The sequence below is a fragment of the Pseudoalteromonas sp. T1lg76 genome, assembly GCF_002964725.1.
GTDB lineage: Bacteria > Pseudomonadota > Gammaproteobacteria > Enterobacterales > Alteromonadaceae > Pseudoalteromonas.
On the sequence record NZ_PQCE01000035.1, the window covers coordinates 28913 to 42865 of the forward strand.

Sequence of the window (13953 nt, forward strand, 5' to 3'; positions counted from 1 at the left end):
CTCCTTAGAAAGTGTTACTAATGTTAAAGCTAACAGTTTTCGTCTTATCATCTTCTTCTTCTTGCAACGGATAAGCAAAACTAATTAGCATTGGCCCCATAGGCGAGATCCACTGGATTGAAAGACCAGTTGAGACCCTGAAGCGACCTGGATCGGAATAATCATCCAAGCGCGCACGCTCATCGGGCTGAAGGTTTTGATAACGGTCAACGTTAAACTCTGTATCCCATACGTTAGCCGCATCGACAAAGAAACTGGTACGAACGGAACTGCTGTTCTCGTCGTCTAAAAACGGTGTTGGTACTATCATTTCAATACCTGCCACCGCCTTGGCATTACCACCGATACGACCGGCAAGTTGCAGAGTATCAAACTCCTCGGCACCACCGATATTGCCGGTAGGCGTACCATCAGGCAAGGTTGTGCCTGGGATATTTTGCGGTGAACGAATTACCGCACGTGGCAAGATGGTATTACGGTCAAAGCCGCGTAATTCCTGCTCGGTAATGCGGAAGAACTCCTGCACAGGGAGAACCTGCTCATAGCCATTGGTTTCGCCATAACCATTACCATATCCCAGCGCCGCACGGGCTGAGAATACCCAGCGATGGTCATCGCTCACCGGCCAGTAATAACGCGAGTTATAGTTGATCTTAAAATAAGTCAGATCTGAGTTCGGTGTGGTTGCCGACAGGTTTAACGACTGGCGAGAACCGGCCGTTGGGAACATACCACGGTTAACGGTCACACGAGACCAACCGGCGCTTAGCTCATACTTGGTGAACTCAAAACCAGCATCCGGATTTTCCGGGTCCAGGAAGGTTTCACGCAGCACGCGCGTTTGCTCGTATTCGGCCAAATCAGATAGTTCTTCTTCTATCCAACGCACACCAAAGTTCAAACGATTAACCGCGTTAATAGGGAAACCAATATTGGTACCCAGACCATAGCTCTTCGATTTATAGTCGATCAGGCTAAATTCGCCGGCATCATAGTTACGATAGAAGATACTCGAACCCTGAGAGACGCCATCCGGCGTAAAATAAGGGTCGGTATAAGACAGGCTGACGCTTTCTGAACCACGCGAGGTGTTGATATTAAAGGCCACTTGGTTACCAGAGCCAAGGAAGTTTGACTCACTCACACCAATGTTAAACTGCAGGCCGTAGTAGGAACCGTAAGCCAAGCCAGCGGTAAAGCTACCGGCGGATTGCTCTTTCACGGTAAAGCCAACATCGACCTCGTCATCTGCACCGGGTACAGGTTTAACATCGAACTCCACGCTTTCCATATAGGGCAAACGTTGAATTTGTAATTTTGAGCGCTCAAGGTTTTGGTTTGACAGCCAGGCACCTTCAAGCTGAGTCATCTCACGACGAACAACCTCATCGGCGGTACTTTGGTTACCTGAGATATCGATACGACGTACATAAACACGTTTGCCCGGGTCAACGGACAACACCAGTTGTACTTCTTTGGTTTCGTCGTCGATTTCCGGAATAGTACGTACCACGGCATTGGCATAACCAAAGCGGGCCAAATAACTCTTAATAAATTCTTCCGACGAAGTCACCACAGAGCCATTGTAAAGCTCCCCAGCCTTAAGTGGGAGCACGCTGCGGATCAGCTCTTCTCGGCCAAGCAGGTCACCGATAAAGTCAAAGCCCTTAACCATGTACTGCTCGCCTTCGGTGAGGTTAGCGGTCACATACACGGACTCACGCTCAGGACTTACCGAAACTTGTGTTGAGTCGATATTAAAGCGCAGATAACCACGGTCGAGGTAGTAGCTGCGAATTTTCTCTAAATCGCCCTCAATAGTCTGCTTCTGGTAACGGTCCGATGACATAAAGCGCCACCAAGGTAAGTCCTGTTTTGACTCCACCAGGCCCAGCAGCTCTTCATCCGGGAACAACTCGTTACCAACGATATTAATTTGGCGAATTGAGGCAGCTTCACCTTCATCAAACTTGAGTTTAAGGCGCACTCGGTTGCGCGGCAGACGAATGACCTCAACGTCAATCTTGGCGTTGTATTTACCTATACTGTGGAAGAATTCGATCAAACCCTTTTCCACATTATCCAAAACCGTTCTATCTAAAGGCTCACCGGTACGGATATCTTGCTGATCTAGGCTCTCGGTCAGCTGCTCGTCTTTAATATCCTTGTTGCCATCAAACTCAATAGCACTGATGGTAGGACGTTCGGTCACCTTAAAGATGATTTGATCGCCATCGCGGTACACTTCGATATCATCGAAATGGCCAGATTTATACAGGGATTTAATGGTTTTCGATACCGTATAGGTATCAATTTGGTCACCCACGTTAATGGGGATATGGGTCAGCGCGGCGCCTAAAGCTACTCGCTGCAGACCTTCAACTTTTAAATCTTCTACGATAAAGGATTCTTGGCCCAGGGCGGCGAAACTGGCCCCTAATAAACTCGTTACTGCCAAATGTTTTTTTATAGCCATTTTATTATCTTTGTCCTTTACTACAGTGTCTTCACCCAAACGCACTATTAGAGTTCGTTTTGCGCACGGCTGTTTTGGTTTGGGCCATCGGCTGCGTTTAATACAGCCATCTTATCATTGCTGTTTGGCTTACACAGCAGTTTCTTTATGCATCCGGCTCAGTTTTTACCCATAAAACAACCAAGCCGGCAGTAACCTCTAGTTACAAGCGCGCAATATCGTTTAACAAAGCAAACGCAGTAAGCGCCAATAATAAGGTTGCACCAATGCGAAAACCAATTTCTTGTGTCTTTTCAGAGACTGGCTTTTTACGAATAAGTTCAATTATGTAATACATTAGATGACCACCGTCGAGCACCGGCAGAGGCAATAAATTAAATACCCCTAGGCTCACACTGATCAGCGCTAAGAAACTTAAAAACGCGACGAAACCGTAGCTTACGCTAGTTCCTGCCCCAACCGCAATGCCTACGGGGCCACTGATATTTTTAATCGATACCTGACCTGTGATCAGGTTGGCAATCATTTCAAAGCTCAGGCTGACCATTTGCCAGGTTTTAGTCACCCCAAGGCCAATGGCCGTAATCGGATTGTAACTGCGGGTCACAATTGCATCTTCAGGCCAAGGTTCTACCACAGGCACCACGCCAAGATAACCGCGACTCAAACCATCTTCCATAGGCCTATTCGCTGGGGTTACTGTCACATCCATGCCGCTTTTGTCGCGAATGATATGAAACTTCAGCGGCTGCTCCGCAGAGCGCTCGATTTGTTGTACCAAGGCCGGCCAGGACTTAATCAGCTTGTCCTCAACACTGACCAAGAGATCCCCTTCTTGTAAACCGGCTCGCTGCGCCGGAGAATCCGGAGCCACCATGGCCAAGGTTAAGGTTGCATCGGGACGAAACGGCACTATACCAATAGATGCCAGCGGCGACTGGTCGCGCTGTTGCAGGCTCCAGCCCTCAAGATCCAGCACCTTAATGCTTTGCATGCCCGACGGCGTTTGTATTTTCACATTAACGCTTTCATCACCCAGGTGCTGCATTAATGCCAGAGTTACTTCCTGCCAATCCTGAGTTTGCTGGCTACCCACCTCAATAAGCTGGTCGCCTTCTTTTAAACCCGCAACCTGAGCACGGCTTTGTGTGCCAACATCGCCAATAATAGGCTTCACTGATTGCACGCCGATGACATACATCAGACTCAGGGCGAAAATAGCGAATAAGAAATTGGCCAAGGGCCCGGCACTGACGATGGCAATGCGGGCATAAACGGATTTGGCATTAAATGACAGGTGACGCTCATGCTCGGCGACCTTATCGACGCGCTCGTCGAGCATTTTTACATAGCCACCAAGAGGGATCATGGCACCACATATTCGGTGCCTAATTTATCGTACCAACGCAGCAGTGGCTTACCAAAGCCGATGGAAAAGCGCAGCACCTTAACGCCAGCCTTGCGAGCCACCCAGAAGTGGCCGTATTCGTGCACTGTGACTAGGATACCCAAGGCAAGGATAAAGGAGCCCAGGTGCCACAAAAATTCAAACATTAGTTTGCCCTACTCTTAATTTGCTGCTGTGCCACGCGTCTTGCGTCGCCATCGCACTGCAAAATTCCCTGTAAACATTCATCATATTGGGTCGACATGGCCGCCAGGGTATCGGCATTGACCGCATAAATATCGGTAAAGCGAATATGCCCGGCTAAAAATGCCGCCACCGCTTCTTCGTTTGCGGCGTTAATTATGGTGGTCGCACTTTGCCCCGCTTTACAGGCCTCTATGGCAAGGCGCAGGTTCGGGTAGCGATTAAAATCCGGGGCATGGAAGCTGAAGTCTTTCATGGTGCTAAAGTCCAGGGGCGCCACACCGGCATTAATACGCTGCGGGTAAGCCAAAGCGTGGGCTATGGGCGTGCGCATATCCGGTTGCCCCATTTGCGCGAGCACAGAACCATCGCTGTACTGCACCATGGAATGGATCATACTCTGCGGGTGGATCACCACTTCGATATCGTCGGCGCTGGCATTAAAGAGCCACTTGGCTTCGATAAATTCCAAACCCTTGTTCATCATGGTCGCAGAATCGACTGAGATTTTCTGGCCCATGGACCAATTTGGGTGTGCGACCGCTTCGGCAACGGAAATATCGGCAAAGGTGTCCAGGGCGCGCTCACGAAACGGGCCACCCGAGCCGGTTAATAAAATTTTAGTCACCCCATGGGCCGTCAAGGTGGCGTCATGGTGGCCTTGAATGGCCTCGGGCATACATTGGAAGATGGCGTTATGTTCGCTGTCGATGGGCAATAAGGTGGCGCCGTGGTGGCGTACCTTATCCATAAATAATTGCCCCGACATGACCAAAGATTCTTTATTTGCCAACATCACTACCTTGGCCGCTTCAATGGCGTACAAGGTTGGAATTAGCCCGGCGGCCCCTACTATGGCGGACATCACCATATCAACATCGCTGTGTTGGCAGAGCATGGCCATATCCTGCTCATAGTCCACGACCTGGGTGGCACTTCCAAGCGCATTTAGGCGCTCGGCCAGCTGCTTGTTTGCATCAGCGCAGGAAAGGGTCGCAAATTGCGGCTTATGCACAACACAGTCGCTCACCATTTGCTCAAGGTTACGTCCGGCGACCAGGGCAAAGACCGAATATTGCTCTTGATTGCGGGCAATCACATCCAGGGTACTTTGGCCAATAGAGCCGGTAGAGCCTAAAATGGTGACGCTTTTGCTGCTCATAGAGTCATGGTCCAGGCGTAAAACACCACAAAAATAGGTGCCGCTGCGGTCAGGCTGTCGATTCTGTCAAGAATACCGCCATGGCCGGGTAAGCACTTACCACTGTCCTTCATGCCTGCCTGACGCTTAAACATGCTTTCCAGCAGATCGCCCACCGCAGAAAAGGCAGCAACAATCACTGCCATCAGTGCATAAGGCGCCCACATACCAGGCTCGATATCTTTAAAATAACAAAATACCAAGACGAAGATGGCAGCGCTTAGCAGGCCGCCGACAAAGCCTTCGATGGTTTTATTCGGGCTAACCTTGGGCATCAATTTGTGTTTGCCAAAGTTTTTACCACAGAAATAGGCGCCGATATCGGCACACCAAACAATACCTAATACCGCCAGGATCAAGTAGGAACCAAACTGGCTCGACTCGTCATAGTTGGCGCTGCGCAGCACACATAACGCCAGCCACAAAGGTGCCAGGGTTAATATTCCGGAAATGCCACGCATTAAATAACCCTGCGACCAGGCATCGCTGAATTTAGGGTAACGTACCACCAAAATGGTGGCGACAATCCACCAGGCCAGCGCCAGGGTGAAAACATAATTGATATCCGGCAGCATTTGCCCTTGCTGCCACAGTGCGGTGATCGGCCAATGCCATTGCATCAGAGCCACCAGCACACCGACCAAGGCCACATAGATAAGCCTTTTGCCGCGATTACAAATTCCCATTAACGCCGACCATTCGTAGGCGCCTAATAATACGATGCCGCCGGCACAGTAACTAAACCAATCCAGAGGGGCTAAAAACACTAATGCAAGGGCCAGTGGCGCCAGCACCAATGACGTGATAATTCGTTGTTTAAGCAAGTCTTATACCTTCAACTTAGGGCTGAGCGTGTGAGAGTAATTGTTTTATTTGTTCGCCGGTACATCCGAACCGACGTTCTCTCGATACATAGCAGGCAATGGCCTCTGCAAACACCGACTCATTAAAGTCGGGCCATAGCGTAGGCGTAAAATAAAGCTCAGCATATGCCGCCTGCCAAAGCAGGAAGTTACTGATGCGCAGGTCACCGCCGGTGCGTATCAATAAATCCAGTTCACTTTGTTCATTAAGACTAATATGCTTTGCCAGCGAGTGCTCGTCAACGTCATCCGCTGTTATTTCACCTGCCGATACCTTAAGCGCCAACTGTTTAGCGGCCTGGGCGATATCCCAACGACCACCATAGTTTGCGGCAATATTTAGCCGTAAACCGCTGTTATTGGCGGTTAACGCTTCAGCTGCAGCTATCTTCTCTTGTAGCTTTGTGGAAAAGCGACCTAGGTCGCCGATAATGGATAATTTAACGTTATTTTTATGCAGTTTTTTCACCTCGCGGCCAAGAACCATTAAAAACAGTTCCATCAGCGTGGTGACCTCTTCTTCCGGACGTCGCCAGTTCTCACTGCTAAAGGCAAATAAGGTGAGCGACTCTATGCCCAATTTGGAGCAAAATTTCACTGCTTCTCTAACCGCATCAACCCCTTTTTTATGGCCGTACACCCGCGGGTGACCCTGAGCTTGCGCCCAACGACCATTGCCATCCATGATAATTGCCACATGTTTGGGCAATAATTGCTGCGAAATTTGTTCTGCGTCTAAAGCCATGTAACTCAAATTATCCACAAAAAAACGCCGCCTAGTATACCCTAGACGGCGTTACAAACCTAATGGCAATTTATGAGCAAATTGCTCATATTTAGCACATTTAGAATTCCATCAATTCTTCTTCTTTGGCGCTCAGCTGTGCGTCCATTTCCTTGATGTACTTGTCTGTTAGCTTTTGGATAGCATCTTCGCCTTGGCGTGCCTCGTCTTCAGAGATATCTTTATCTTTTAATAGTGTTTTGATATCACCGTTAGCATCACGACGGATGTTACGCACCGCTACACGACCGCTTTCAACTTCACCACGTACGATCTTGATAAGGTCTTTACGACGTTCTTCCGTTAGTGGAGGAAGAGGAACGCGGATTACCGTGCCCGCTGACGATGGGTTTAGACCCAGATCAGAAGTCATAATGGCCTTTTCAACCGCTTGTGCTAAAGAGCGGTCGAATACGCTGATCGCCAGCGTACGCGCGTCTTCGATAGTTACGTTAGCAACTTGGTTTAGCGGCGTATCAGCACCGTAATAAGAAACGGTGATACCGTCTAGCAATGCCGGGTGAGCACGGCCGGTACGGATTTTAGATAGTTGGCTGCCAAGTGCGGCTACACTTTTTTGCATGCGCTCTTGCGCACTTTTTTGAATGTCGTTTATCACGCTAGTATCCTACTTATTTTGTCTCACTAGAGGCTTCAGAAGAAATCAAGGTTCCCTCTTCTTCACCCATGATCACGCGCTTAAGCGCACCAGGTTTATTCATATTAAAGACACTGATTGGCATATTGTGGTCGCGCGCCAGGGTAAAGGCGGCCAAGTCCATCACTTTCAGTTCTTTTTCAATTACTTCATTATAGGCAAGATGACGATAAAGAGTGGCTTCTGGGTTTTTCACCGGGTCATCACTGAACACACCGTCTACCTTAGTGGCTTTAATTACTGTGTCGGCTTCGATTTCGATACCGCGTAAACAGGCCGCGGAATCTGTGGTAAAGAATGGGTTACCTGTACCGGCAGAGAAGATCACCACACGGCCCGACTTCAACAAGCTGATCGCCTCAGCCCAGTTGTAAGCATCACATACGCCATTTAGAGGAATGGCAGACATTAAGCGCGCATTTACAAAGGCGCGGTGCAGGGCATCACGCATTGCCAGGCCATTCATAACCGTAGCCAGCATACCCATGTGGTCGCCAACAACACGGTTCATACCCGCTTCCGCCAACGAACCGCCACGTAGGAAGTTACCGCCACCGATAACCAAACCCACTTCTACGTCGAGCTCTACCAACTCTTTAATTTCTTGTGCCATGCGGTCAAGCACTTTAGGGTCGATGCCGAAGCCCTCTTCGCCCATTAAGGCTTCACCACTTAGTTTGAGTAGAACACGTCTAAAAATAGGTTTGCGATTAGTATTCATATTTTCCTGGCCAATAACGAATTGAGATAAAAAATAACCGCGCCTATGTGGGTACATAAGAGCGCGGTTATTCTAATTAATTTTGCTGAGCGACGCAAAAGCAAATCATGGCTTTTGCTCACTTAAGGCCGCCGTTTCCTCTACTAAATGCAAAGAGACACGGACTGATAAAAAGTTCGCCACAGCATGCTTATACAAGCTTAAAGAAATTACTCGCCTTTAGCAGCAGCGATTTGCGCAGCTACTTCAGCAGCGAAGTCTTCTTCTTTCTTCTCGATACCTTCACCTACTTCTAGGCGAACGAAAGCAGATACTGATGCGCCACGCTCTTTAAGCATTTCGCCAACAGTTTGCTTAGGTTCCATGATGAAAGCTTGACCAGTTAGAGAGATCTCGCCAGTGAACTTCTTCATGCGGCCAACAACCATCTTCTCAGCGATTTCAGCTGGCTTGCCTTCGTTCATTGCGATTTCTACTTGAACTGCTTTTTCTTTTTCAACTACGTCAGCAGGTACGTCTTCTGGGTTTACGAACTCAGGCTTAGACGCAGCAACGTGCATGGCAACGTGCTTAAGAGTTTCTTCGTCAGCTTCACCAACAACAACAACACCGATACGGTCGCCGTGACGGTAAGAAGCTAGCGTAGCGCCATCGATGTACTCAACGCGACGTACGTTGATGTTTTCACCGATTTTAGCAACTAGAGCAACACGCGTTTCTTCGAACTGAGCTTGAAGAGTTGCGATGTCTGCTTTTGATTCAGCAGCAGCGTCAAGTACCTGGTTAGCGAAACCTAGGAAGTTTGCATCTTTAGCAACGAAGTCAGTTTGACAGTTAACTTCAAGAAGCGCAGCGAAGCCGTTGCCTTCTTTGATAAGGATTGTACCTTCGGCAGCGATGTTACCCGCTTTTTTAGCAGCTTTAGCAGCACCGCTCTTACGCATGTTCTCGATCGCTAGATCGATGTCACCGTTAGTTTCAGTTAGTGCTTTTTTACAATCCATCATGCCAGCGCCAGTGCGCTCGCGTAATTCTTTAACTAGGGCAGCAGTTACAGCCATGGGAGTTTCCTCAAATCAATGTTTAGAGCAAGTGACGATGCGTCACTTTGAATTAAGAATATCAAGTCTTCACCACTTTAGGATGAAGACTTGATGACAAGCGAGTCGCGATTACTCAGCGGCTACGAAATCGTCTTTTTCAGCTTGAACGGCGATGTTGCTTTCACGGCCTTCAATAACAGCAGTAGCAACTGCGTTAGTGTAAAGCTGGATTGCACGGATCGCGTCGTCGTTACCAGGAACGATGTAGTCAACGCCATCTGGGTTAGAGTTAGTATCAACGATAGATACTACTGGAATGCCCAGGTTGTTCGCTTCTTTGATAGCAATGTGCTCGTGATCAGCATCGATAACGAATAGTGCGTCAGGAAGACCGCCCATATCCTTGATACCGCCAAGGCTCTTTTCAAGCTTAGCCATTTCACGAGTAAGCATTAGCGCTTCTTTCTTAGTTAGCTTCTCAAACGTACCGTCTTGGCTTTGAGTTTCAAGATCTTTAAGACGCTTGATTGACTGGCGAACAGTTTTCCAGTTAGTAAGCATACCACCTAACCAACGGTGGTTTACGTAGAACTGGTCACATTTAACTGCCGCTTCTTTTACTGCTTCGCTTGCAGCGCGCTTAGTACCAACGAAAAGTACTTTACCTTTGTTAGATGCAGCGTTCTGGATGAAGTTAAGTGCATCGTTGAACATAGGTACAGTTTGCTCAAGGTTGATGATATGAACCTTGTTACGCGCACCGAAGATGAACGGCTTCATCTTAGGATTCCAGTAACGAGCCTGGTGACCGAAGTGTACACCCGCCTTAAGCATGTCGCGCATTGAAACGTTTGCCATTGTATTTTCCTCTATAATTTTGGGTTAAGCCTCCACATATCCCATAGCACCAACACCGCGGAAAGTTTCGTAAAATCATTCCTAAGTGCACCCAAGTGTATGTGTCGATATGTGTGTGTGTTAATATTAAATGGTTATGTCTTCGTTACAGACAAACCACTCGCAGTAAGTTTAATTTTACCGGCGGTGATTTTATTTGTAAAAAGACGGCGCGCTTTATACCATATTAGCGACCAAGACTCAAATTTTTGTGCACTATTTGTGCGCAGCAAATATCTTTAAAAACCGAATTGGAGCATCAATGACTGCAGTGATCAAAACCCCGGAAGAAATCGAAAAAATGCGCGTTGCGGGCCGTTTGGCCGCCGAGGTACTGGAAATGATCGGCCCTTATGTAAAGCCTGGGGTGACCACTGATGAGCTCAACACCATTTGTCACGACTACATAGTGAACGAGCAAGATGCGATTCCTGCGCCGCTAAACTACCATGGTTTCCCTAAGTCCATCTGTACCTCGGTGAACCATGTTATTTGTCACGGTATTCCTAACGACAAGCCGCTTAAAGAAGGCGATATCATCAATATCGATGTCACAGTAATCAAAGACGGTTATCACGGCGACACTTCCAAGATGTTCCATGTCGGCCAGCCAACGATTCAAGGCAAGCGCCTGTGTGAAGTGACCCAAGAAAGCCTCTACCTGGCCATTAAAATGGTTAAGCCGGGTGCACGTTTGGGCGATATCGGTGCTGCTATCCAAAAATATGCCGAAGGCTTTAGCTACTCCATAGTGCGCGAATACTGTGGTCACGGCATAGGCAAAGACTTCCACGAAGAGCCGCAGGTGATGCACTATGGCCGTCCGGGCACGGGCGAGACCTTAAAAGCCGGCATGTGTTTAACCATAGAGCCCATGGTGAACGCCGGTAAGCGCCAGTGTAAACTGCTTAAAGACGAGTGGACGGTTATCACCAAGGACCGTAGCCTGTCGGCGCAGTGGGAGCACACCCTGCTGGTTACCGACAACGGCGTTGAAGTGTTAACGCTGCGCAGCGATGAAGATCTGCCGCGAGTGATTGAGCACAGTTAACGAACCCGGTTAATAAGCAAGGATAACTAAGTGGCCCTACCGAATAAGTTAAAAGACCTGCTTGAGCAGGCGAGCAAATTGGATGAATACAAGGCCTGTAGCCAATACTTTTATAAATGGCTCGGCAATCAATTTGATAAACAACCGGTAGGCTCGCTTATCCGCGCCCGCGCCGAATACATAGACCGCTTACTGATCAAGCTGTTTCACAGCTGCGATCTGGCCCATGAGCCGGAGCTCGCTTTGGTTGCGGTCGGCGGTTATGGTCGCGGCGAATTACATCCCTATTCCGATATCGACTTTCTGCTTTTAGTACGCAACGACCCGGCCCCTGAGCTGTGCGAAAAAATCGGCCAATTCGTCACCCTGTTGTGGGACTTGAATCTTGAAATTGGCCACAGCGTACGTACCCGTGAGCAAGTTATTGAGCAAAAGAAAGAAGATGTCAGCTTCGCCACCAGTTTGCTGGAAAGCCGCCTTATCTTTGGTAACCATATCGAGTTTGAAAAGCTCAAAGAGCATATTTTGCAAACACCTGTATGGGGCTCAGACGACTTCTTTATCGCCAAGCGCCAGGAGCAAGACCTGCGCCATCGCAAATGTCATGGCACCGCTTATAACCTGGAACCCAATATCAAGGAAAACCCCGGTGGCTTGCGCGATTTGCAAACCATTATCTGGGTGGCGAAAAAACACTTTCAGGCCGAAGCTCTTGAAGAGCTGATCAACCACGGTTACCTCACCCACGAGGAATACCAAGAGTTGCTCGAGTGTTTGGAGAACCTTTGGAATATTCGCTTTGCCTTGCATTTAGCCGCCGGGCGCAACGAAAACCGCCTGTTGTTCGACCATCAGCCCCATGCCGCCGAGATTTTAGGTTTCGGCAGTGACGGTAAGGCCTCGGTCGAGCGTATGATGAAACGCTTGTTCCGCATTATGAGCCGGGTGCGCGAGCTCAACCAGATGCTGCTGGCTTATTTTGAGCAAAGTATTTTACCGGACCAACGCCAATTGCCCGTGGTCGAGCTCGACCGTAACTTTGAGCGCATTGGTCACCAAATTCGGGTAAAAAACCCTTCGGTATTTTTCCGCCGCGACCAGCTTTTAGCGCTGTTCGAGCATATTGCCGATCACCCGGAGATCACCCATATCTACCCCAGTACCATACGCACCATGCGTCAGGTGCGCCGTCGTTTACTCGGTGATTTACAGGACTACGCAGCTTGTCGCGACGCCTTAATGCGTTTGGTCAAGCACCCCAATGGCATGGGTCGCGCCTTTACCCTGATGCATAAGCACGGCATTTTAGCGGCCTACTTGCCACAATGGCGTAATATATTTGGGCAGATGCAGTTTGATCTCTTCCACGCTTATACCGTGGACGAGCACACCCATAGACTGATCAACAATATCTACCAATACGGCGATAAAACCCGTATCAGCGATTTCCCCATTTGCAGTGAAATCGTCACTCGCATGGATAAGCCGGAACTCCTGTATCTGGCGGCAATTTTCCACGATATCGCCAAAGGGCGCGGCGGCGATCACTCCGAACTCGGTGCCGTGGATGCCCTTGCCTTTGCACGCTTACATCAGTTGCCCACTTCCGATGGCAGGTTGATTGCCTGGCTGGTTGAAAATCACCTATTGATGTCGGTTACGGCGCAGCGTAAAGACATTAACGATCCGGATGTGATCAATGAATTTGCCGGCAAGGTTAAAAATGAGCGCCAGCTCGATTACCTCTATTGTTTAACCGTGGCGGATATTCGCGCCACCAACGACAATTTGTGGAACGATTGGAAAAACACTCTGCTGCGCGAACTCTACCTGCATACCCAAAGGGCACTGCGTTTAGGCTTGGAAAACCCCATGGATATGCGCGACCAAATTCGCGATAAAAAACAGCAGGCTAAGCAAAGGTTAATCAACCTGGGTTATGATGAGGGGCAGATTGACCTGCTCTGGAGTCGCTTTAAGGCCAATTATTTTACCGCCTTTAGTGAGCAGCAAATTTCCTGGCATTGTGAGCACTTGCTAAGCTCCGAGGACCTGTCTCAGCCCAGTGTTACCGTCTCCCCAGAACCCATGCACGGCGGCACCCAGGTCTTTGCCTACAGCCCTTACAGTGCCGCGCTATTTGCGCGTCTGGTCAGTGTTATCGGCTCGAAGAAAGCGCAAATTCAACATGCCCAGGTGATGACCACCAAAGACGGCTATGTGATATTCAGCTTTGTGATTTTAGAGGTTAATGGCGAGCCATTAAGCACAGGGCGAGGCACAAGTATAAAACGGGCGCTGGAGCTCTTTATGCTCGATCCCAAGAAGAAGATCCGCATTAAAAAGAGTCGTTCACAGCGCTTTAAAGACTTTAATATTAAGCCCAAGATCATATTACGACCTCATGCCCATGCGGATCGCAGTCTAATAGAAATTCAGGCGGTGGATATTCCTGGATTATTGACCAAAATAGCCCAGGTATTTCAACGTCACCAACTGCATATTCATGCCGCCCGCATCACCACTGTAGGCGAGCGTGCGGAAGACTTTTTCGTCGTTTCCAACAACGACTACAAGGCCTTGACGGATGAAGAGCAAGTTAAGATCCATCAAGCGCTTAGGAAGAAACTAAACGCCGACAATGAAGCAACAACCGCTTAGTCGGCGC

10 protein-coding genes and 1 pseudogene are annotated in these 13953 nt (G+C 48.8%); 2 read left to right on the forward strand and 9 right to left on the reverse strand.

Annotated features, from left to right (window positions below):
• Positions 1-4 precede the first annotated feature (4 nt).
• From bamA to rpsB, 9 genes and pseudogenes are all read right to left on the reverse strand, one after another.
• Complete coding sequence (gene bamA, locus C2M35_RS13230; RefSeq protein ID WP_105258436.1) at positions 5-2476, reverse strand: outer membrane protein assembly factor BamA; 2472 nt, start codon at positions 2474-2476, stop codon at positions 5-7.
• A 202-nt stretch (positions 2477-2678) separates the two neighbouring features.
• Positions 2679-4030, reverse strand: a pseudogene (gene rseP, locus C2M35_RS13235) (sigma E protease regulator RseP).
• On the reverse strand, positions 4030-5229 hold the full coding sequence (gene ispC, locus C2M35_RS13240; protein WP_105258374.1) for a 1-deoxy-D-xylulose-5-phosphate reductoisomerase: 1200 nt from the start codon (positions 5227-5229) through the stop codon (positions 4030-4032). The pseudogene rseP and the gene ispC overlap by 1 nt, the downstream one beginning before the upstream one ends.
• The gene (locus C2M35_RS13245; protein WP_105200531.1) at positions 5226-6092 is read right to left on the reverse strand and encodes a phosphatidate cytidylyltransferase; all 867 of its coding nucleotides are present in this window, start codon (positions 6090-6092) and stop codon (positions 5226-5228) included. Before C2M35_RS13245 ends, ispC begins: the two co-directional genes overlap by 4 nt.
• A gap of 16 nt (positions 6093-6108) precedes the next feature.
• Complete coding sequence (gene uppS, locus C2M35_RS13250) at positions 6109-6876, reverse strand: polyprenyl diphosphate synthase (RefSeq protein WP_442792518.1); 768 nt, start codon at positions 6874-6876, stop codon at positions 6109-6111.
• Positions 6877-6976: 100 nt separating this feature from the next.
• Positions 6977-7534: a ribosome recycling factor gene (gene frr / locus C2M35_RS13255; RefSeq protein ID WP_105200533.1), complete on the reverse strand. Its 558-nt coding sequence runs from the start codon at positions 7532-7534 to the stop codon at positions 6977-6979.
• A 13-nt stretch (positions 7535-7547) separates the two neighbouring features.
• Positions 7548-8294: a UMP kinase gene (gene pyrH / locus C2M35_RS13260; protein ID WP_105200845.1), complete on the reverse strand. Its 747-nt coding sequence runs from the start codon at positions 8292-8294 to the stop codon at positions 7548-7550.
• A gap of 209 nt (positions 8295-8503) precedes the next feature.
• Positions 8504-9355, reverse strand: a complete 852-nt coding sequence (gene tsf / locus C2M35_RS13265) for a translation elongation factor Ts (protein ID WP_105265549.1) — start codon at positions 9353-9355, stop codon at positions 8504-8506.
• Positions 9356-9466: 111 nt separating this feature from the next.
• Entirely contained in the window at positions 9467-10195 is a 729-nt protein-coding gene (gene rpsB / locus C2M35_RS13270; RefSeq protein WP_105200535.1) for a 30S ribosomal protein S2, read from the reverse strand.
• 301 nt (positions 10196-10496) lie between these two features.
• Here rpsB and map point away from each other — a divergent pair, with 301 nt between their 5' ends.
• Both map and glnD read left to right on the forward strand, forming a co-directional pair.
• The gene (gene map / locus C2M35_RS13275) at positions 10497-11285 is read left to right on the forward strand and encodes a type I methionyl aminopeptidase (RefSeq protein WP_105200536.1); all 789 of its coding nucleotides are present in this window, start codon (positions 10497-10499) and stop codon (positions 11283-11285) included.
• Between the two features lie 30 nt (positions 11286-11315).
• Positions 11316-13946 carry a [protein-PII] uridylyltransferase gene (glnD, locus tag C2M35_RS13280; protein ID WP_105265550.1) on the forward strand — a complete coding sequence of 877 codons (2631 nt, stop codon included), beginning with the start codon at positions 11316-11318 and terminating at the stop codon, positions 13944-13946.
• The last annotated feature ends 7 nt before the right edge of the window (positions 13947-13953 follow it).

What these genes read in the sequence shown, in the direction of transcription:
- bamA (WP_105258436.1), bottom strand. Translation starts at nt 2,476, where the DNA reads ATGGCTATAAAAAAACATTTGGCAGTAACGAGTTTATTAGGGGCCAGT.
- ispC (WP_105258374.1), bottom strand. Translation starts at nt 5,229, where the DNA reads ATGAGCAGCAAAAGCGTCACCATTTTAGGCTCTACCGGCTCTATTGGC.
- uppS (WP_442792518.1), bottom strand. Translation starts at nt 6,876, where the DNA reads ATGGCTTTAGACGCAGAACAAATTTCGCAGCAATTATTGCCCAAACAT.
- pyrH (WP_105200845.1), bottom strand. Translation starts at nt 8,294, where the DNA reads ATGAATACTAATCGCAAACCTATTTTTAGACGTGTTCTACTCAAACTA.
- tsf (WP_105265549.1), bottom strand. Translation starts at nt 9,355, where the DNA reads ATGGCTGTAACTGCTGCCCTAGTTAAAGAATTACGCGAGCGCACTGGC.
- rpsB (WP_105200535.1), bottom strand. Translation starts at nt 10,195, where the DNA reads ATGGCAAACGTTTCAATGCGCGACATGCTTAAGGCGGGTGTACACTTC.
- map (WP_105200536.1), top strand. Translation starts at nt 10,497, where the DNA reads ATGACTGCAGTGATCAAAACCCCGGAAGAAATCGAAAAAATGCGCGTT.